The organism is Chryseobacterium indologenes, assembly GCA_016025055.1.
GTDB lineage: Bacteria > Bacteroidota > Bacteroidia > Flavobacteriales > Weeksellaceae > Chryseobacterium > Chryseobacterium indologenes.
Window position 1 is genome coordinate 936,738 of record CP065590.1, and the last position, 23,402, is coordinate 960,139.

At 37.2% G+C, this 23,402-nt stretch carries 11 protein-coding genes and 3 pseudogenes; 6 read left to right on the forward strand and 8 right to left on the reverse strand.

What is annotated here, in order from left to right; all coding sequences use genetic code 11:
- The first annotated feature begins 300 nt into the window (after positions 1–300).
- Complete coding sequence (locus H3Z85_04230; protein ID QPQ52665.1) at positions 301–1,611, forward strand: beta-lactamase family protein; 1,311 nt, start codon at positions 301–303, stop codon at positions 1,609–1,611.
- Positions 1,612–1,752: 141 nt separating this feature from the next.
- On the opposite strand, the gene H3Z85_04235 is transcribed toward H3Z85_04230, so the two are convergent.
- From H3Z85_04235 to H3Z85_04270, 8 genes and pseudogenes are all read right to left on the reverse strand, one after another.
- Entirely contained in the window at positions 1,753–2,385 is a 633-nt protein-coding gene (locus tag H3Z85_04235) for a DUF308 domain-containing protein (protein QPQ52666.1), read from the reverse strand.
- Between the two features lie 303 nt (positions 2,386–2,688).
- Positions 2,689–3,783 carry an agmatine deiminase family protein gene (locus H3Z85_04240; protein ID QPQ52667.1) on the reverse strand — a complete coding sequence of 365 codons (1,095 nt, stop codon included), beginning with the start codon at positions 3,781–3,783 and terminating at the stop codon, positions 2,689–2,691.
- 5 nt (positions 3,784–3,788) lie between these two features.
- The gene (locus H3Z85_04245) at positions 3,789–4,400 is read right to left on the reverse strand and encodes a hypothetical protein (protein ID QPQ52668.1); all 612 of its coding nucleotides are present in this window, start codon (positions 4,398–4,400) and stop codon (positions 3,789–3,791) included.
- 329 nt (positions 4,401–4,729) lie between these two features.
- A complete protein-coding gene (locus tag H3Z85_04250; protein ID QPQ52669.1) occupies positions 4,730–6,148 on the reverse strand; it encodes an amino acid permease in 1,419 nt (472 codons plus the stop codon).
- 123 nt (positions 6,149–6,271) lie between these two features.
- Positions 6,272–7,102, reverse strand: coding sequence for a hypothetical protein (locus H3Z85_04255; GenBank protein QPQ52670.1), 831 nt, complete (start codon positions 7,100–7,102; stop codon positions 6,272–6,274).
- Between the two features lie 175 nt (positions 7,103–7,277).
- The gene (locus tag H3Z85_04260; protein ID QPQ52671.1) at positions 7,278–7,892 is read right to left on the reverse strand and encodes a response regulator transcription factor; all 615 of its coding nucleotides are present in this window, start codon (positions 7,890–7,892) and stop codon (positions 7,278–7,280) included.
- Positions 7,889–10,855 carry a HAMP domain-containing histidine kinase gene (locus tag H3Z85_04265; GenBank protein ID QPQ52672.1) on the reverse strand — a complete coding sequence of 989 codons (2,967 nt, stop codon included), beginning with the start codon at positions 10,853–10,855 and terminating at the stop codon, positions 7,889–7,891. The genes H3Z85_04260 and H3Z85_04265 overlap by 4 nt, the downstream gene beginning before the upstream one ends.
- Positions 10,856–11,127: 272 nt before the next feature.
- Positions 11,128–11,425, reverse strand: a pseudogene (locus H3Z85_04270) (helix-turn-helix transcriptional regulator).
- Positions 11,426–11,608: 183 nt separating this feature from the next.
- Here H3Z85_04270 and ccoN point away from each other — a divergent pair.
- From ccoN to H3Z85_04295, 5 genes and pseudogenes are all read left to right on the forward strand, one after another.
- Entirely contained in the window at positions 11,609–13,888 is a 2,280-nt protein-coding gene (ccoN, locus tag H3Z85_04275; protein QPQ52673.1) for a cytochrome-c oxidase, cbb3-type subunit I, read from the forward strand.
- 23 nt (positions 13,889–13,911) lie between these two features.
- Entirely contained in the window at positions 13,912–14,799 is an 888-nt protein-coding gene (locus H3Z85_04280) for a c-type cytochrome (protein ID QPQ52674.1), read from the forward strand.
- Between the two features lie 294 nt (positions 14,800–15,093).
- A pseudogene (locus H3Z85_04285) lies at positions 15,094–20,122 on the forward strand (translocation/assembly module TamB).
- Complete coding sequence (locus H3Z85_04290; protein QPQ52675.1) at positions 20,122–22,449, forward strand: BamA/TamA family outer membrane protein; 2,328 nt, start codon at positions 20,122–20,124, stop codon at positions 22,447–22,449. Before H3Z85_04285 ends, H3Z85_04290 begins: the two are co-directional and overlap by 1 nt.
- Before the next feature lies 1 nt (position 22,450).
- Positions 22,451–23,388: pseudogene (locus H3Z85_04295) on the forward strand (YihY/virulence factor BrkB family protein).
- Positions 23,389–23,402 lie beyond the last annotated feature (14 nt).

Consider the following 23,402-nt stretch of genomic DNA (forward strand, 5'->3'; position numbering starts at 1 on the left):
ATGTAATACTTTTTTTCTTTTGACACCAAGCAGTGTCTTAATATTTTAATTATAGTCAAAATTATTTGTAATCGACGACAAAACTTGTCGTTTTATAATAATCTTTAAAAAAGATTTGCGCATGTTTCAAAATTTAAAATCAAGACTATATTATTTTTTCTTGTATCATTTCTCAATAATAAACGACATATAATTCTGAGAAGGTGTTAATCATCATCAACTGTAGAACAATTCTTTGAATGATGTTTTTTAAAACCTAGCTGTAAGGAAAGACAGTATATAAATTAAAAATTATTATTGATGAAAATTCCAATACCCTCCTATATTGCTGTTTTGCTACTCTTCGTATATTCAATTATGTACGCCCAGCAACCTGATCATAAACCAACCCGTGAGAAACTGGATGAGTATTTTTCGGCCCTTACCTTTCTTAATCAATTTAATGGTAACATTATTATTGCTCATAAAGGAAATTCTATTTTTGATAAGACCTACAATATGCCAGCTGCACCCGAAGAGATGAAGGTTCGTAAAGACAGCCGTTTTATCATTGCTTCCGTATCGAAAGTATTTGTTAAATATGGTATTTTAAAACTTGTCGAGGAAAAGAAAATTTCTATGGATGATAAGCTTTCGAAATTCTTTCCTGACTTTCCAAACGGTGATAAGATTACTATCAACCATTTATTTCATCATCAATCCGGGCTGCCAAGAGAAGTAAAAGATTATGAAAAACATCAGAAAATATCCGGAAAAGAAGTGATAGAAATGGCAAAAAAAGAAAAACTGCTTTTTGAACCGGGAACAAAAACTTTATATTCCAATATCGGATTTCTTTTACTTCATATGATCATAGATAAAGTGTCTGCAAATGGATATCTCAATTATATTCAAGACCAGATATTTACTCCGATGAAGCTTACTCGTACTTCAGAATATAACGACAAGGAAAAATATCAGAATTTTGCGCAGGGCTTCGGTAATGATGAAGGCAAAATCAAAAAAGCACCATCAGTGGTCCTCGACCGATTTGAAACCGGAAATTATGTCTCAACCATCCAAGACCTCTATCTTTTTGCAAAAGAAGGATTTACAGGTAAATATCTGCAGGAAAATCTTATCCGGGATTTGTTTGACGAAAACGGTGTATTGGCACAGGCTGGAGGAAGACCGGGATATCGTGCCTACTTTTATAAAAATACCAAGACTTATTATGATTTTGTAATGGTTAGTAATTATTCGGATACTCCTATTCAGTCTATCCTTGAAGATGTAATAAAAATCCTTGACGGAAGACCATATGAAATCCCAAAAAAAAATGAACGAAAAGCAATTTTGTTATCTGAAGAATATCTAAAAAAATTCGAAGGTAAATATGTACTGGAAGCTGATAATCAACAACAATACATCCTTAGCCTAAAGGACAAAAGACTGATTCTCACAGATAAGGAAGGAGAAGTTACAGAATTGTTTCCGGATTCAGACACCACCTTTTTTTATGACCCGGCTTCCAGGGACGGGCTGGAGTTCAGAATTAATACAAGCTCCGGAAAATACGAACTCTTCATTATATCCACCGGCCTTCGTCTAAAGGCTAAAAGGATAGAATAAAAAAAGAAAATACCAGAATATTTCCCGCACATAAAAATTATCGGAACATATTATGGGTATAAAATAACTATCAACAGATTCTTATATCGCTAACAAAAAAGACCTCGGGTGGAGGTCTTTTTATATATTTCGTAAGGATACTTATTTTTTCAGATCATCAATCTCATCCTGTATTGATCTGATCTTTTCTCTCAATTCCTGACTTACTTTTCCCGGAATATTTTTAACCTTTCTTAGATCTAAAGCTAGCATAATAGAGGCAATCCCCATAAAAATAAAGGAAACTCCGGTTAAGGTAACTAAAGAAATACCTGTAAACACTGGATTAAATATAAGCAGTAAAGAAAAAATAATTCCGCCGACACTGGCCAGCGCCACATTCCCCCAGCTCATGATTCTCATACTCTTTAGATCAAAAGCAAATCCTAATAATTGAAAAGAGCGGAAAAGTAAGGTGAATCCTACTACAAATGGAAGAATAGACATAGAAATCTGAGGATAAGCAATGAGATAAATACCTATTGCTGTCGTTAATAATCCGCTTACCAGAAACCAGCCCCATCCCTGTAGTGATTTACTGTTTTGTAAGGAAAAGAAAATTTCTGTAATTCCGGAAAACAAGAATGAAACACTAAAGAATATTGAAAGTGTGACATACGTTGCCAGCGGTACACTGAAGACATAAAAACCGCAAATCAGAAACAGAATTCCAAAGATCAATGGAATGTACCAGTGTTTAACCGTGTTTGTAAGTGTTTGAAATAAATTGGCCATAGGTGTGTTTTTTGATCTTGCTTACTTTGTAGTACGGTGTTCAGCTTGTCCGTATGCATTTCAAAAAAAGAAAAATTTCACTTGAATTTGAAATATCATTAGTTCTAATTTATAAAAAATAACCGAGTTAAGCATTATATTCTACTAATAATTCACAAAAAAGAAATTTCACTTATAATTTTCATTGCTTCTTCCACCACCGATGATGACTCATTAAAAACCTGATTAGACCAGCCACATATGCAGGCTGGTCTAATCAGGTTTACTAATACTTAGTATCAATATGGGTTAAAATTCAACAATCTATTTTCCCGCGGGCTGTTGTTGGGTAACACAATGTACCATTCCTCCATTTTCATAAAGATTCCTTACATCTATTCCTATCACTTTCCTGTCGGGATACTGTTCCTGTATAATTTTATTGGCAACGGAATCATTGGGATCTCCATAATTAGGAACCAGTACCACTGTGTTTGCTACGTAATAATTAACATAAGAGCCTTTATCCTCAAGCTGCTTGCCGTAAGCGGTTTTTACTTTGTTTTTAGTAGCAGGCAGATACACTTTTTTATATTCTTTACCGTTTATATTGGAGGCCGTGTATAAGGTATGGACATCTTTTCCGGATAAGCCCAGATCAAGAAGATCATCTTCTTTCATGGTAATCATTGTGTTCCGGTTGGCAAACTTCATAAAACCATCAATGTGCATATCCGTGACATCAAGCCCCGTCACACCGTCCAACCATATTACCTTGGAAACGCCATAATATTCTTCGAACATCTCTCCGGCTTCTTTTTCAGTGATTCCCTCATTTCTTACAGCTCCTTTTTTCTGGCTGATCACCGAGCTTCTGCATGCCATAAGAACGCCATTGCCGTCTGTTTCTACAGAACCTCCTTCATTGACCATTTCTTCATTCAGGTTAATGACTTTTATTCCCAGATCTGTTCCTATCCTTTGAGGAATTTCATCACAATTCTCAAAGTCAAATTTTTCTCCCCATCCGTTAAAACCCCAATCTTCAATGACAACGTTCCCTTTGTTGTCTTTTACGAAAATAGGTCCGTTATCTCGCACCCACACGTCATCAGTAGGATATATTTTGAAATCAACATTCATCAGAGGAACTTTATTGGCTTCCAAAAGACTAACAATTCTATTTTTTTCCTGTACATTGTACGCAATGATGTGAACTTTTTCGCCTGCTTGCAAAGCTTTTGTCATATCGATCCATGTTTGTTCTACTCTGTTGCGGTAAGTTTCCCCATGTTGATAATGGTGGGGCCATTGCAGCCAGGTTCCTTCATGACGTGAAGATTCTTCCGGAAAATGATAGGTCTGTGCCATACTTAATATAAAACTCAGTATAAAAGTGAGTGTGAATAATTTGTTCATATAATTTAAAATTTCTTTCCAATAAATACACCGAAATTAACATCAGTTTCAAAGCTGTTTCCGGTTTGGGAAATGTTACTTCCTATTCCGAGCTGCATTTTGTTCTTGTTTTCTATCCCCACCCTGACAATCTGGCTACTGGATTGGTGCTCCTTAAAGCTGAAGTCGGATTCTACAATCAGCATGCTGTAAAAATTTAATTTTTCATTGAGCTTCGGGGTGTATTCCATTAAAGTGTAGCATCCGAATCCGAATGCCTCCGCCTCAGTAGAATATGTAAATACCGGGAAAATATTTATCCCGAAAACATCATTTTCTTTTGTATAAGCAAGCCCTACAGATGGCATGATATCTTTATCTGAAATATGAACTCCTGCAGAAACACCCCAGTTCTTTCCGATTTCATAATTAAGATTCTGATAAATCTCCGGGCTTACTTTTTTAGAATTATAATTGTAAGAAACAGTTCCTGAAGCAAAATAATTCCATTTGCGCTTAAGGTCTTTGCTGAAAATACCCAGAATTTCAGTTTCTTTATTTCCGCTGTATGCCTGTATGGAAATCTGCGATTGGGCACAAAAAGGAAGTAATAAGGTGAGGAGAAATACATTTTTCATTCTATTTGTTTTTTGAAGCTTTACATATAAATTCATCATTACAATGATTTACAGGTGCAAAATTAGATCTCTTAAAAAAACAAATCTTGTCCTAAATTGACATTCTATCCGTACAACGAGAAAAAATTCAGGTTTTTCTCCTGTAAAGATTCTTCAGTTTCACTACAATGATCTGCTGGAAACTTTTACTCAGCAACCAAAATGATAGAAAGGACGATATATTTTTCAAAATATTCCGTATCACCAATTTACAGAAAATAAAAATGAAAAAGGTGAAAATCATTTAATTTTCACCTTTCAAAAAACATGTTTATGCCTGTTTTATATTCTTAGTTGGGTTTATATAACTTATACATTGCAAATAAAAATCCTATCCATATCGGAATCAGAATCACCTGAATCTCCATTCCTGTGATACTCATTAGTCCCAGAATCAGCACTAAAAATACAATACAGATATAGTTGGAAACAGGGTAAAATATGGATGGGAATTTAGATTGAATTCCTTCTTTGGTAATGGCTTTTTTAAATTTAAGATGGGTATAGCATATCATCAGCCAGTTGATAATCAATGTAGATACCACAAGAGCCATCAGATACTGAAATGCTTTTTCCGGCACCAACTTATTGATGATAATACAGATACCCGCAAAACATGAAGAAACAAGGATTGCATTGATAGGAACCGAATTTTTATTCAGTTTCTTTAAAAATTTCGGTGCATTTCCTTGCTGGGCCAATCCGAAAAGCATTCTGCTGTTGCTGTAAACACTACTATTGTAAACGGATAAAGCAGCTGTTAAAACAATAACATTAAGCACATTGGCTATTAATGAGTTAAACTGGATTACCTTTCCAAAAAGGCTGAATTCCAATCCGTTTAAATTTTGAAAAACCATCACAAACGGACTTGAACCTTCGGTAATGTCTCTCCACGGACTTAATGAAAACAAAATAACCAAAGCTCCTACATAGAAAATCAGAATCCTGTAAATCACCTGATTGGTAGCCTGAGGAATCGTTTTTTCAGGATTTTTTGCTTCGGCAGCCGTAATTCCGATCAATTCTAATCCTCCGAAAGAGAACATGATCATCGCCATTGCTGCAAACAATCCGGAATATCCGCCTTCTGTTTTATTAAACAATCCTTTCGGAAAAAATCCTCCGTCATTCCATAAGTTGGTAATTGTTGCTTTTTCGCCTCCGGTCCCACTGATCAACAGGTACACTCCAAAGACAATCATTGCAATAATAGCGACTACTTTGATGATGGAAAACCAGAATTCAGTTTCACCATATACTTTAACGGAAGCAAGATTCAATGCGTTGATCACCACAAAAAAGAACAAGCTGGAAACCCAAAGCGGAATTTCCGGCCACCAGAAATGGATGTAATGCCCGATTGCCGTAAGCTCAGCCATACTTACCAGAATATAGAGGATCCAATAATTCCATCCGGAGGCAAAGCCAGGAAAATTTCCCCAATATTTGTAGGCGAAGTAACTGAAACTTCCCGAAACCGGTTCCTGAACTACCATTTCACCAAGCTGACGCATAATAAAAAAGGCAATAATTCCTGCTAAAGCATACCCTAAAATCACCGATGGTCCGGCCAATACGGCAGCCGGGCCAATTCCCAGAAACAGTCCTGTTCCTATGGCGCCTCCCAGGGCAATTAATTGTATATGTCGATTTGTTAATCCTCTAACTAAAGTCTCGTTTTGTCCTGTTTTATTTTCGTTGCTCATTGAATGAATTATTCGGTCGCTAAATATATAAAAACTTTTCAGAGAAATTCATATTCTACGGGGTAAATTGACAATTCATGAGGAATGTACACCACTGCTTTTCGCTTAATCTGACAAAATCATTTAATTTGTTGGAACGGCATAGATGATATTTTCACTCCAGTCTCCTCCAAATGACTGGAAATAAGTTGCCCCTGTCTGTGCTCCTCCGACTGAGTTACTTCCTGCAATATATTTATATCTTTTTAGGGATCCGGAAGAGTTATTAATAATCAGACTGCCCTGTATAATTGAAAATCTGGTAAGTCCTGATGTTGTAGGACCCTGCACCAAGCCACTTACTAAAGTCGGACTTTCTGTAAGGTCTGTTGAATACGTTGCCAAACCTCCGACGGCAACATTAGGATCGTCTGAAAAACTGGTTCTCAGCCACATCCACTGATCACCTGTCAGTACGGCTCCTGCAGGCAGTACGAGTTGCTGAACCGTTACAAGCCATTTACCAGGAGGTAAATCAATGTACGAGCCTGTATATTGAAAAGTATTTGTAAAATTAAAAGGTATGTTGATACCAAGTCCGTTTACGCCCCGTACAACTGTTAATCGTACAGGTTTCCACGTTCCGTTTCCGTTACTGTCTGATGTTAATACGTAATTGGCATTTTGTGCTCCGTCCGCTATTTTTATTCCGGGTACGGGAGCGGCAGAAGTTCCGGTTGTTTTGATATCTAAACTTGTAACAGGATTATTATTTCCTATGCCAACAAAGCCATTATCGGTCATCACCACATCATCTGCCTGATTGGCAGGGCTCACATTTCCTGAAGTTTCATTATTCTTTTTTCCGTCAAGATGAAACATGGCTTTCGGATTGGGAGTATTGACACCAATCTGGGCAGTCGCAGTATGCTGCAAACCCAAAAGTACAACAATACAAAGTAAACTTTTTCTCATAAAAAATGTATTTAGAATCTTAGGGGAACTTTTGAATCACCGTTTATCCATAAAATTTTGTGTAGCGGAGATTCCCGTTGTACAAACTTAGTGGGAAAAAGAGCTCATTCACGGAGAGATATTGTACGCATTTTTCCACAGAAATGTAGATGTATTCTGACATGGGAATTAAAGATTAATGAATTTCTTTATAAATTTCAAGGAGCTCAACCAGATTGGCGATCTTTAATTTCTGATAGACTCTTCGTTTATAAGTTCCTACAGTTGATTCCTGGATATCCAGGGTATTGGCAATTTCAAGGTTACCGTTTCCTTTAGCCAAAAGGTTAAAGACCTGCAACTCTCTATCAGACAACAACTCTATTGTTTTTTTCCTATTCATTCCTTTCACCATTTCTTTCATAATCTCGGGAGTATAATAACAACCTTCCTTGAAAATAGTGTCCACTGCTTGTACAAAATCTCTTGGGTTACTTTGTTTATTTAAAAAGCCATTGGCTCCTTCTTCAATATACTGGATCGCAATATTTTCTTTGTACGAAGTGAATATAAGGATCAGGATATCTTCAGAAATCATTTTAATTTCTTTGACCATTGATTTAAGAATACTTCCCGGAAGCTCAATATCCAGAATGATGAGGTCAAATTTTTCTGTTTCCACCTTTTGCTTTGCTTCATCATAGGTCTCGGCAAAATCGACTTCGATATCATCAAAATTCTTTTCCAGAATCATGGCTGTGCCTATTCTTACTACATGATGATCATCTGCAATGAGTATTTTTCTTGTCATATTTTAATAAGGATTTTTATGTTGGTTCCCTGGGGACTGTTTTTATGAAAAGTCATTTCAGCATTAATTTTCATCATCAGCTGCACAACCATATGCAACCCCAATCCGTAGTTTCTGAAAATCAGGTGCTCATGTTCTTTTTTGTGAAATAATCCTGAATAATATTCTCTTTGTTCGTCAGACATTCCGGTACCTGTGTCCGCAATACAGATTTCTACATACGATTCGCCGGAATTTGAGGTAATGATAATTTCTCCCCGGGAAGTATTTTTAACAGCATTATCCATGAGGTTATGAAAAACTGCCAGCAGAATATTTTTATTCAACTTAACTTTCAGATGATGGTCACAAAAATTATATATGAAAGTATTTTTCTGTGCTGCAATTTCTTCAAATAATAATTTTTTGGTTTCAATCAAATCATAAATAAGATATTCTTCTTCTGTTGTATTTTCCTGCTTGTACAACTCTGTATATTCTTTGAGACTCAGCGTAAATTTATATAACTGCTCAGAAGTTTTATAAATGCTGTCAAAGTACTTTTTCTGTGTTTTGATATCATCAGACTGAGTGAGTTCCTGGGAGAGAAGAGCAATAAATTTTACGGGAGTTGTAATATCATGGCTTATGCTTTCCACCAGTTTTTTCTGATAATCAGATTCACTTCTGAGTTTATTATTGGTTTCCTCCAGCTCTTTATCCTTATTGACAATAGTATTTTCCAACACTTTATTTTTCAACCTTAAAAAATTGGTTCTTGTCTGTACAATAATGATAAGAATTAAAATAAGAAAACCGGCAACCAATATCTTAAAAATCAAAGTCTGATAAAAGTACGCTTCTACTTCTACAGGAAAACTTTTATACACAAACTGACCATCTTCAGAAGATAGGAATCTGATCAGCAAATTATATTGTCCCGGTTCTATATCCGACAGCCTAAAGATTTTATCATTTTTTATGGTAACCCATTGATTTTCGTCATCCGTCACAAGCTTCGCCTGAAGGTAGATATTCTCAAGATCTGCGTAATAAGGAATATCTATATAGAGCTCTGCATTTTTATATCCGCATTGAAGGAAAAGTTTGTCTTTCAAAGCCACCATTTTGCCTTTTATCTTTGCTCTTTCTACAAACAGATCTCCGGGATCAGGAAAATAGGTCCTGATATTTTGAGGGCTGAAGAATACAAAACCCTGCATTGACGGAAAAACAAATTGTCCGTCTTCCAAAATATGCGCACAAGGGCCGGCATTCCCATTAAATTCATTATTCAGAAAACCGTTCCCCTTCGTATACCGGTAATAGGTAGGAGCTCCGTTCCTGCTTTCCATACAACGCAGGAGATGAGTTTTATTAATAGTAAATAATCCGTTATCAGATGAAATCCAAAAATTGGAATTCCGGTCCTCCAGAATATAATGTGCATTGTCCAGAAAATCATTTCTGTCTGTGGGAACTTTTATCGCTTTTCGATTTTTCAACAAATAAATTCCTCTGTTGTGTGTGGTAAACCAGATATTGCCGTCTCTTGTCCTTAGAATTTGCTTTACCGGGAGATTCTTGCCGATGTGATCAATAATTCTGTCCTGCATAAGGGAAAAAATAGATATTCCATCACTAGTACCCAGAAACAGCAGGTCTTTGTTATATCTGAAGACGGCATCAATATTAGCAGGACACGGAATAATTCTTTCAATTTGACCGAAATGATCCTTATTTAAAATATAAAGATAAGATTGCTTTGCTTTAAAAACGGAGGCCATATACAAACCTCCGTTTTTATATAAGCCGTCAATTTCTTTTCCTTTCAATGTTATGGAATCATATTTCGTAAAGCCTGAATTTTTATACCTGATATGAATAGCATTATTTTCCCTGTACACAAGATTTCCGGAATCATCCTGAAAAATATATCGTTTATCATATGATTGCGGAGCCTTAAACAATCTTTCAGAGGTATGATTATTATATAAAATCCCTTCCTGCGTTAACACAGAATTATTGCCATAAGGAATCGCTGCATAGCAAACTTCATCCTGATAAGACAATTTTTTCGTAGAAACTGAAAAATCTGATAAACGAAGAATTTTAAGCCCATTAATGGAACTTCCTATGTAGAGTTTATTGAAAACCTCATCATAAAAAATCGTTCCTGAAATTTCTTTGTCAATATCTTTATATTCCAGCAAATAGGTAAGTTTCAGTTTTCCTTGTGAAAAACTGCTTCGATAAATTTTACCATGACTGATAATAAAAACCTGCCCTGAAATCTGCTGCCAGTAAATTCTGGTTTCGGGATCGTTGTACATTGCCGGCGCATTTATATAAGAATATCTTCCTCGATATAACTGAAGAATCTTTTTACTTCCGGAATCAGCAAAAAAAATATAATCGCCATGCACAAATAAACGTTTCAACCTACTGCGGGGAAATTTAAGATCCAGCGGAACTTTTTTACGGGTTTTATGATCCTGATACAGGACCTGATTGTTTTCGAAATAGTAAGATCCCGATTCAGTGTCAATAAAATAAGAATCAATAAAGGAAACATACCGGACTGTAGTATTATTTTTGACAAGTTGCCGGTATATCTTTTGGTCTGATGGGGAAGAATTTGATGACACAAGGGATGAAATAATTTCAGGCCGTCTCTTAGAAATAAGAAGTCTGTCGGTTTCGGAATCATTGAAAACAGAAATACTATCCTTTCTGATATTTCCATAGAAATCTCCGAAACTTAGATTTTTAAGCTTAAAATCCTTGTATTGTACAAAGTTGCTGCCGTCATAACGCAGTATCCGACCCTCCATCGATAGCCAGATAAAACCGTACTTATCTTTTACAATATCCTTAATACTGTTTTGAGGCAGACCATTATCCATGTTATACCATTGAATAGTATAGCTTTGTCCGTTGCTGGATAGAAAGAACAACAGTAAAATAAAGGACAGAAGCTTCATTCAGGTGAGACTGGCATTATTCTAACAACAAATATATTATAGAAAATCATAATTATTGTAAATATTTATCCACAATAATGTGAAATTATTTCTACGTAATTATTTATGAGTAATTTATATATTGTTATAAATTTAATCAATACGAAACTTGTTCCCTTTCATGGTCTTTGAAATAAGACTGATTCCTAGAAACACAAAGCCTTCAGATTCTGAAAAAAAAATGACCTCACTCAAAAAGGAGAGGTCATTGTGCTATTTTACATGTATATAAATTATAAATACTCTTTCGGAATGGCAATATTATTTTTTTTTCATGTATTCTACCAGCGCCTGATATTTGTCTTCATATCTATCATCCGATCCGCATTTGTGAGAAATGCTGCAAATATCTGAAGGTTTAATATCTAAAATATCTGAAATTTTAGTCAGTATCTCCAGATTGATCTTCACCTTGGAATTTTCAATATCTGAATAAGCCTTCTGGGAAATCCCCATTTCGAAAGCCATATACTCCTGCGTAAGATCTTTGCTCCTACGTATTTTCCTGATATTTTGTCCACAGATTTTCATCGTTTTTGTTTTAGTAGTTTTCGGTATACTTTAGAAGATTATCTATTAGCCTCCAACAAAGTTAATAAATACCTTTGGCAAAACATTATACACGTTACATGATATTTATTTTCAATATAGAAAAAGGTAAAAAATAAGCCTGTTTCAGAGAAAATATCACTTCGGTAAACACTATTGGAATTTATGGAGACGCAAAAATTTAATTATGACAATAATATTGTCAGGGCATTCCTCTATGCTACTATCGTATTCGGACTCGTCGGATTTCTGCTTGGGCTCACCGCCGCATTAATGCTTTTTTATCCTGAATTACCTGAATTTTTATTCGGTACGGACGACACTACTATTAAAAGTTTAGCATCGGGAAATATACAGGGATTGATTAACACTCAGGGAGCCATGGGCTTCGGAAGAATCAGAATGCTTCATACCAGTGCCGTTATTTTTGCTTTCGTCTGCAACTCTTTCTTCTGCGGTGCTTATTATAGCATGCAAAGACTACTGAAAACAAGAATGTATAGTGACACCCTCTCATGGATCCATTTCTGGTCATGGCAGTTTATGATCATTACCGTAGTGATCACGTTCTTAATGGGAATCAATACTTCTAAAGAATATGCTGAACACGAATGGCCTATCGACATCCTCATTGCCTTCTCATGGATCGTTTTCGGAATCAATATGTTTGGTACTATTGCTAAAAGAAGAGTACGACATTTATACGTAGCAATATGGTTCTACCTGGCAACCTGGATCGCCGTAGCCATGCTTCATATCTTCAATAATCTTGAAGTTCCATTATCTTTCACAAGCTGGAAATCATATTCTGTATATGCAGGTATAAAAGACGCCTTGGTACAATGGTGGTATGGTCACAATGCAGTAGCATTCGTATTAACCACTCCTGTATTAGGTCTGATGTATTACTTTATGCCAAAAGCAGCACAACGCCCGGTATTCTCATACAAACTATCTATTATCCACTTCTGGTCGTTGATCTTTGTATATCTTTGGGCCGGCCCTCACCACCTGCAATATACAGCATTGCCTGCATGGGCACAGGCTGTAGGAACAGGATTTTCCATTATGCTTATCGCTCCGTCATGGGGAGGAATGCTGAATGGCCTTCTTACCCTAAGAGGAGCCTGGGATAAAGTAAGAGAAAATCCTATTCTTAAATTCTTTGTTGTTGCCGTTACCTGCTATGGTATGGCTACATTCGAAGGTCCCCTTTTAGCAACAAAATCTTTAAATAAAATCGGGCACTATACAGACTGGGTTATCGGGCACGTACACCTTGGAGCTCTTGGATGGAACGGATTTATGGCATTCGGAGTCATCTATTATCTGGTACCGATTATGTGGAGAACTAAACTCTGGTCTAAAAAAATGGCCAACTGGCACTTCTGGTTAGGTACTTTAGGAATCATCTTCTATGCTGTTCCCATGTATATTTCAGGATTTACCCAGGGATTGATGTGGAAACAATTCAACCCGGACGGAACATTATTGTGGAAAAACTGGTTAGATACCGTTACAGCGATCATTCCTTACTTTAAAATGAGATTCTTAGGAGGTATTCTTTACCTTTCAGGAGCCATCTTAATGGTCATCAACGTTATCAAAACCATCAAAGCCGGTTCGTTCCAGAAAGAAGTTCCTGCAGAAGCCCCTGCATTAGCCAATATCGGAAGTACAAGAAAAGAAGGCGAAGGTGTGCACCTTTGGCTAGAAAGAACACCTACCTTACTTTCCATACTGGCTTTCATTACCATAGCAATCGGCGGACTTGTGGAAATTGTGCCTACACTCTCATTGAAACAAAGTGTTCCTACGATTACTTCGGTAAAACCATATACTCCACTGGAGCTTGAAGGAAGAGATTTATATATCCGTGAGGGATGTAACTCCTGTCACTCGCAGATGATCAGACCATTCCGTGACGAAGTTCTTCGTTTTGAAGGAAAAAACGGACAGTATTCTAAAGCAGGAGAGTTTATTTATGACAGACCCTTCTTATGGGGATCCAAAAGAACCGGTCCGGATCTTCACAGAGAGGGAGGCCGAAACCCGGATTCATGGCACTTCAAGCATATGTATAACCCTAGAATTACCTCTGCAGGTTCTATCATGCCACGTTTCCCATGGTTGATCACCAATAAACTGGATCGTACTCAAATGGCAGATAAAATGAAACTGATGAAAAATGCATTCGCTGTACCTTACACCAAAGCACAGATCGACTCCGCTAATCAATGGGCAGATAATCAGTCCAAAGCTATTGTACAGAGAATTTATTCCGAAGCTACAGATGTAAAAGATCAGATGACAAAAGAAAAAACGACTAAAGGATCAGCTTATGTTCCGCTTGAGCAAAGGGAAATTGTGGCGATGATCGCTTACCTGCAAAGATTGGGTACAGATATCAAAACCACACAGATCCAAACCGCAAGTGTAGAATAAGTAACCATTAAAATTGTATTGCAATGAAAACGAGAACCCCAATTTCAGTATATATCGCGGTAACGATAGGTTTAACGATCATGGCCTTTGAAATGTTTGCCAGTGATTCAGGATATTTTTCTTCTCCTTTTTTCTGGGCGCTGATTCTGATTGCCGTTATCCTCCTGATGATCATGAACTCTATCGGAGATTTGATTGAAAATGAAAGCTTCAGCAAACTTTCTGATGAAGAAAAAAAAGAATATCTGGCCGAAAAAAGTGTTCCCTACTATCAGAAACTATGGAACTCCGCTTTCAAAAAACAGTCTGTGACCGAGGAAAAAGATATTCTTATTGACCATGGTTTTGACGGAATCACAGAGCTAGACAACTCTCTTCCCAAATGGTGGATTGGTCTTTTCTGGTTTGGATGCATCTTTTGCGCGGTCTATTTAATGGCATTTGCTTTTACGGACTACGCCCATCCGGAAGCAGAATATACCAAAGAAGCTAAAACCATGCTGGCTTCCATCCAGGAATATGAAAAAACCGCTCCCCAGATCAACCTGGAAACTGCAAAATACAGCGCTGATAATATCGCAGAAGGCCAGGAGCTTTTCAAAACAAATTGTGTAACCTGCCATGGAGATGGCGGAAAAGGAGGTATCGGTCCCAACCTTACCGACACTCACTGGATCAACATCAAGGAAAAAAGTTTATTTAAAAATGTTTTCTGGATGCTTGAAAACGGCTCTCCAAACAATCCTACCATGAGACCATTTATCAAAGAAGGAACCATCACAGGAAAAGACGCTGAAAAAATTGCAGCTTATATTTATCATATCAACCAGGAATCTTCTCCGATCACAGTAGCACAAGGTGGTGCCGCACCACAGGGAGAAGAAGTAAAATGGGAAAACGGAAACAATTAAAATTTATTACCTCAATGATATAAACCATGCCACGCCCCCTTTAGAACAACACTAACATTTGAATTTTCATTTTTGCTAACTAACCTTTTCAACATAAAAAAATGATATAAAGGGGGCTTTCTAAAGAACAAAATCCGCACCTTGGCTCGTCTTACTCAACTATTCACTTGACAACTACTAAACTAAAAATTCCATAATAAGGCAGCCAAGGCAGGATTTTTGCATTCACAAAGGGTACCACAACAAAGTGTAAATAATTTAGTATTATTATCTTTGTTAGAAACCACATCGCATTTGAAACTGAAAATCAACACTACAAAACTCTTAAGGCGTATTGCAATCACTTTTATTGCAATATTGGTTTTTCTTACCCTTCTGATACTCAGCCTCAGACTTCCGGCTGTTCAGAATTTCATCAAGGACAAACTTATTGTTTACCTTGAGAAAAAAATCAAAACAAAGGTAAGCCTTGAAAAAAGTTTACATAGGATTTCCTAACAGCCTCGTTATGGAAAACCTTTACCTCAAAGGACAGGATGTAGATACCCTGCTGGCTGTAAAAAAACTCGATGTGGGGCTGCATATGCTGAAGCTTATCAACTCTACTGCAGATATTACCTCAGTAGATATGGAAGGAGCCAGAGCCAACGTAGTACGCAAGCCGGACGGTAAATTCAATTTCGACTATATCATTGATGCTTTTGCCACCAATGATAAAGAAGAAAGTCCTTCCAAACCTTTCATCATTTCCCTGGACAAAATCAATTTAAAAGATATCGGCGTTACTTTCAACGATCAGCAATCCAGAAACGATATCAATCTGTATTTCAAATCTTTCGATACCAGGGTTAAAAAGTTTGACCTCAGTAAAAATACGTATGCTGTCAATGATATCAATCTGGATGGATTGAAATTAAAACTGAAGCAGGATATTGTAGAAGAAGTAACCAAAAAGGTAGAGAAAAAAGTTGATTCTCTCAACGAAAAAAAAGCCTATGAATATTGGCCTGAGAGGCATAAAACTCACCAATTTCAATATTGATTACGGTGATGAAAACACCAAAACATTTGCCAAGGTTCTCTTCAAGGAATTAAGTACAAAGGTTAATAAGCTGGATCTTGAAAATAATACTTTTAATGTGGCCAATGTGTTTCTTTCAGGAGCAGATATCAATGCCAATCTTTATCTTCCTGCACAGAATGCCAATCCGAAAAAAACAAAAGAGCCGGAGGTTTCAAAAGTTTCCGATAAAGATCAAGCGATCAACCTTCTTTTAGGTAAACTCGTGCTTAATGATGTAAAAGCTACCTACAACAATACCGCCCTTGCTCCTACAAAACAGGGAATGGACTTCAATCATATGAACTTCTCTAAAATGAACCTTGAACTGAGAAGCTTCAAAATGGAAAACAATACATTCGCCGGAACAGTTAATTCTGCAGAAATACAGGAAGCAAGAGGCCTGAATATCCAAAAATTCAACACTGATTTTGTGTATGCCGAAAAGGAAGCTTACCTTAAAAGTCTTTATCTCCAAACTCCGAAAACTGTATTGCGTGATGAGGTAATTTTAAATTATGATTCGATCGATCAGTTAACTAACAATCTGGGTGCAGTAAAGATTTCAGCCAATATCAAAGATTCCAAAATCGGGTTTTCTGATATTCTGAACCTTGTTCCAACATTGAGAAATACAGTTCCATTCAACAAATACCCGAATGCCGTTTTAAATGTCAACGCCAATGTTAAAGGAAGTGTAAACGATCTTTTGATCCAGGATCTTAAAGTTTCAGGTTTGGATCAGCTGAGGGTCGTTGCGTCAGGAAAAGTCAAAAACGCGATGAATCCTGATCAGCTGTATTATGATGTAAGAATCGGAGAATTCTCATCGAATGCGCAAACAATTTTCAACCTCGTTCCAAAAAATACCATTCCGTCTACGATATCGCTTCCTTCCAGCTTTAGCATTAAAGGAAATGCAAAAGGAACGACTAAAATAGTAACAACAGACCTCAACCTCTATTCTACCCTTGGAAATGCCGCTATTGTTGCCAATGTTGACATGCGCAGAAAAAATCGTGAATTATACGATGTAAAGGCCAATCTTCAGGGAATTCAGGTAGGAAAAATTATTCAGAATAAAGATATTGGTCCGGTTACCGCTCAGATTTATGCAAAAGGTGAAAGTTTTGATTTTAAAAATGCCAATGCAGACCTAAAAGGGCATGTGGCCTCTGCTGTCTACAAAGGATACCGATACCAGAATATGAATCTCACCGGTAAGATCAACAGGGGGGCTTATCATGTTATTTTAGATTCAAAAGATCCGAATGCCAGTCTGCAATTGACCGCTTCAGGTGTTTATGACGAAAAAAATCCTACGGTAAAAGTCAACGGTGAAGTAATCAAGCTGGATGTCAATAAACTTGGATTTTATGAAAAACCAATGATTATTGCAGGAAAAATTGACGGAGATTTTACAAGTCTGGATCCGAATAGCCTTAACGGATATTTAAATTTAAAAGACTTTGCCTTTTCCGATACCAAAGAAGTATACCCTGTTCAGGAAGTCAACCTGAAAGCTTCTTCAACAAAAGATTCAACACAAATTATTCTTAACTCACAGGTTGCTGACGTCGAGCTGAAGGGGAAATATAAACTTACCCAGATTTTTGGAGCTTTAACTCAAACCATTAATCAATATTATCAGTTCCAGAAACCGGGTACAAAACAAAAAACCGATCCGGGACAGCATTTTACCTTTACTGCAAAAGTGAAGAATGATGATCTGATCAGAAAATTCGTTCCGGATCTGAAAGACTTTGAAACCATCAATATCAATGGGAATTACGATGCTGATTCGCAGAAAATTGAGCTTGACGGAGAAATTCCGCGATTGTTGTATGGGGAAAATTCTATTGAAAAAGGAACTTTAAAAGTTACTAATGAAAATCAGGCATTACAGTACAACCTGAATGTTGCGGCTTTGAAAAGCTCGAGCTTTTCTTTGAAAAAAATCAATATTGGTGGTGATGTTGCTGATAATACCATCAATTACAATGTCACAACCAAAGATGATAAAGATGCCACACAATTCCTGATTGCAGGAAATGCCAAATCGTTGAATGATATTACAGAAATTTCTTTAAAGCCAGACGGGTTAAAACTCAATTACGCAGACTGGAATGTGGCTGAGAATAACAAAATTCAGATCAGCAGTAAAGGCATCCTGGCAGATAATTTTGTTCTGTCAAATGGAAACAGCCAGATTTCACTTCAGTCTGAAAATAACAGCCCAAACAGTCCACTAAATGTTTCGTTGAAAGATTTCAAAATTGAAACCATCACGGAGCTGATCAAAAAGATACTGTACTGGCCAGAGGAACCATCAACGGAACGGCGCAGCTAAGGGATATCACCAAAAAGATGACTTTCAACTCAGATCTCAACATTTCCGATCTGATGGTATACGGAAGTCCTGTAGGAAATCTTGCCGTGAAAGTTAATAATGCGTCACCCAATATTTTAAATGCGGATATTGCCCTTTCCGGAAATAATAATGACGTAAAGATACTGGGAGATTACAATACTTCTTCCAGCTCATTGGACCTGAATATGGCCATTAATCAGCTTCAGATGAAAACGCTTCAGGGCTTCTCTATGAATGCCATTACCAATACGGAAGGTTATTTGTCGGGGAATTTAAAAATAAGCGGAACCACGGATAAACCCAACATTTTAGGAAAAGTAAAATTGAATGATGCCGGTCTCGAAATTGCAAAAACCGGAAGTGATTTCAGGAAACTGAATGATGAAATTGACTTCACCAGCCGCGGTATAGAATTCAATCAATTTAAAATCAATGACAAAGATGGAAACTCACTCGTTGTAGACGGGCAGGTTCTTACACAAACCTATAGAGATTTCGCATTTAATCTTAATGTCAATGCCAAAGATTTCAAGGTGGTAAATTCTCAAAAATCAAATGACGCTATGATGTATGGCGTTCTTGCGATTGACGCTGGACTTCATATCCGCGGCAACCTAGACCTTCCTAAAGTAGACGGCAGATTAAGTGTTTCTGACGATACAGACTTTACCTTTGTGCTTCCTCAATCTAATCCTTCTTTACAGGAAAGAGATGGTATTGTGGAATTTGTTGACCAGGATCAGGTGGTCTTGAACAAAACAGTCAAAACAGATTCTCTCAATGCACAAAGCCGCATCAAAGGAATGGATGTCAGTGTGAATATTGAAGTAAGTAAAGAAGCCAAACTTTCTTTGATTATAGATAAAGCCAACGGTGACTTTGTACAGCTTCAGGGAGAAGCTGAACTGACCGGAGGTATTGATCCTTCAGGAAAGACGACATTAGTAGGCGTTTATGAGGTGGAAAAAGGAAGCTATGACCTTAGTGTAAGCTTCCTGAAACGTAAATTCGATATCCAGAAAGGAAGTACGATTACCTGGACAGGAGAGCCTACCATGGCCATGATGGATATTACAGCCGTTTATAAGACCGAAGCACCTCCTATTGATCTCGTAGAACAGCAGATCACAGGACAGAGCGCTTCCGAGATGAATCAATATAAACAAAGAATACCTTTCAATACTTTACTAAAAATGAAAGGTGAATTGCTAAAACCAAAGCTTAGCTTTGATATCACCACAGAAGAGAAGAATAATTCTATTTCCAGCAATGTAAAAGATGTTATCGATCAAAAACTTGCCCAGCTCAGAACTCAGGAATCTGAAATGAATAAGCAGGTATTTGCCTTACTTCTCCTTAACCGTTTTATCGGAGAAAATCCGTTTGAAAGCGGTGCCGGAATGTCTGCAGAAACAATGGCAAGACAGAGTGTGAGTAAAATTCTTTCCCAGCAGCTGAATAATCTGGCAGCAGGTTTAATCAAGGAAGTGGATCTTAATTTCGGGCTTGATTCTTCGGAAGATTATTCCACAGGCCAGAAAAATACAAGGACCGACCTGAACGTAGATATCAGCAAAAAATTATTGAATGACCGATTAAAGGTAACGGTAGGAAGTAATTTCGGATTGGAAGGACAAGCGCGTCAGAATGAAAACATGACCAATATTGCAGGAAACGTTTCTGTAGATTACAGCCTTTCTAAAGACGGAAGATACATGCTTCGTGCCTATCGTAAAGATGAATATCAGGTAGCTCTTCAGGGGCAGATTATAGAAACCGGACTTGGATTTATTATCACTCTGGATTACGATAAATTCCGGGAGATTTTCCAAAAATCAAAAGAAAAGAAAACCAAAAAGAATCAAAATAACCAAGTGGTAGAATTTAAATAATGAGTAAAATGTTCCATACATATTGTAAGTATCTGTTGGCTTCCGGACTGGCATCCACAGTGATTTCCTGTAGCAATACGCGATTTTTGAAAGAGGGTCAGATGCTATACACTGGTGCTGAAGTAAAAATTGAAAACGACACGATATCGAAACAGGAAAAAAAAGATCTTCAGTCAGCACTGGAAGATAACCTCAGGCCTAAACCTAATTCTACATTTCTGGGATTACGTCCTAAATTATATTTCTACAATATTGCCAAAGAGCCTAAAAAAGACAAAGGGTTTAATTACTGGCTAAAGTATAAGGTAGGTGAAAAGCCGGTTCTACTAGGCGATGTAGACCGTGAATTCAATAAAGATATTATTGAAAATTATTCTGAAAATAAAGGATACTTCAATGCTAAAGCAACGTATGATACCGTTTCTAAAAATAAGAGAGCAAAAGTAATTTATACGGTAAGACCCGGTGCGAGGTATATGATCGATGGAGTCAAATTTCAGAAAGACTCTACTCTTATCAATCAGGAAATTCAAAATCTGACAGAAAGAACTCTGTTAAAAAATGGAAAACCTTTTGATCTGGACGTCATCAAATCTGAGCGCGAAAGAATTGACAGCAGGCTAAAGGAAAGAGGTTTTTATTACTTCCATCCTGATAATATTATTGTTCAGGCAGACAGTACCGTCAGCAAAAATCATAAAGTAGAACTCAACGTAAAGCTTAAAGATAATACGCCTGCTCTGGCTACTCAACAATTCAGCATTGATAAAGTAGTTGTATTCCCTACTTACAATATTCAGGATGTAAAAGATGGGAAATACAGCATCCCTATGGACAAGGATTCACTTTCGAAATATGCTTTTGATGATATTTATGTGATTGATCCGCAGCATAAGTTTAAACCAAAAATCTTTGACCGGGCTTTATATTTTAAAAAGGGCGATTTGTATAACCGTTCCAATCATAATCTTACGTTAAACCGTTTGATCAGCCTTGGAGTTTTTAAATTTGTGAAAAATGAATTCATCACTTCCGACTCTATAAATCATAAATTTGATGCCTATTATTTACTGACACCGAGACAGATTCAATCGTTGCGACTTGAAGCACTTGGGAGAACCAACTCTGCTAACTACGGTGGTGGTGAACTTAATCTGAACTGGACCCACAGAAACTTCTTCAAAGGGGCAGAGCAATTTAAAGCGGCAATCTATGGAGCTTTTGATTTTCAGATGGGAGGGCCGAAGGATGCCAATAACATTTTCCGTGGAGGAGCCAACGTACAGCTTTCCATTCCACGAATTGTAGCACCTTTCCGTTTTAATTCTTCCAGTGCGTTTGTACCACGAACCAATATCACATTGGGATATGAATTCCAGAACCGTACCCGATACTATACCCTGAACAACTTTACCGGATCATTCGGCTATGTTTGGAAGGAAAATATTAGAAAAGAACACGAACTGAAGGTAATTGATATCACCTTGGTTTCTCCGGCTAAAGTTACAGATGCTTATAATGCACTGGCTGAAAAGAATGATGCCATGAAAAGAGTTGTTAAGGAACAGCTTATTTTCGGTCCTACTTATTCTTATACCTATACCAATACCATGCTTCCGAGGAAGAATACCTTTTATTATAAGGGGACTCTTGATCTGGCAGGAAATATTACAGGGCTTGTTACCGGTGCCAATGTTAAAAAAGATAAGCAAAAAGAAATTTTCGGAATCCCTTTCAGTCAATATGCCAAGATTGAGAATGACTTAAGGTTTTATCATAAATTTACTGAGAAAACCTCTCTTGCCACCCGACTCATTGCCGGAATCGCTTATCCGTACGGAAACTCAGACTTCGTCCCTTTTTCCAAACAATTTTTCTCAGGAGGAAGCAACAGTATCAGGGCATTCCGTGCAAGAACATTGGGACCGGGGAGTTTTGATCCCAGAACTTTACCGGAAGGAGGTTTCTTTGATCAGTCAGGAGATATTAAGCTGGAATTAAACGCCGAATATCGTGCTAATCTTTATAAATTTTTAAATGTTGCCGCCTTTGTTGATGCCGGAAATATATGGCTGATCAATAGTGATGAAAACAGACCCGGCGCCAAATTTTCAAAAGATTTTTTACAGGAAGTTGCGGTAGGTGCCGGAGTTGGTCTGAGACTTGATTTTTCTATCCTGATTTTGAGATTAGACTTAGCTATGCCATTAAGAGTTCCTTATTATGAAAAAGGGGACAGATGGACTTTCGATAAAATTAATTTCGGAGACCCAAGCTGGAGAAAAGACAATCTTATTTTAAATATTGCCATCGGATATCCTTTTTAATATGATCAAAAATGCTAAATTTTTCTGGGATGTTTTGAAAGACACGTTTACAGAATGGAACAATTCTTCCGCATCAAAAGATTCGGCGAGCCTTGCCTATTATGCCATTTTTTCCATTCCCGGATTATTAATCATTATTATCTGGGTGTTGGGAAATTTTTTTGGAGAAGAAGCTATCCGCGGACAGATCAGTACCCAGATCAGCGGTATTATGGGTCCGGATGTGGCTAAAAGCATTGAAGGTATGCTGGCCGGTGCTCTCATCGATAAAAAAATATTTTTATGAAAGCAGTGGGAGTAGGCTCCTTGGTGTTTGGTTCCACTACGCTGTTTTTCCAGCTTCAGCATTCATTAAATGCTCTCTGGGATGTGGAAGCTGCGCCCAAAAAAGCTCTTCTTAAATTTTTATTAGACAGGGCAAATTCACTGGGAATGATCCTGATACTAGGCTTTCTATTGATGATCACCATGGTTCTTTCTTCACTCATCAGCTTATTCAATACTATTATCACCCAATATTTTGGTTTTGAAACTTATATGCTGGTAGAATTTGTGAATTTTGCGATCGGTTTTGGTCTTGTAATGCTTTTATTTGCGCTGATGTTCAAAGTTCTTCCTGATGTATTGATCACCTGGAAATCCGTTTGGAGAGGTGCTTTTCTCACTACCATACTGTTTACACTGGGAAAATTTTTATTAAGCTTATATTTCAGCCAGGCAAAACCCACCTCAACTTTCGGAGCTGCCGGAACCGTCATACTGATCATGATGTGGATCAATTATTCCTGTATGCTGATATTTTTTGGGGCTAAGTTTACAAAGGTCTACACGTACAAGAAAGGCTATCCGGTTATTTTATCCAAACATGCAAGATGGAGCGCGGCTAAGCTCTACGCAGACAGCCTGAAACAGGTACACAGCAAAAACGAGGGAACCTAATTATGTAACTGAAG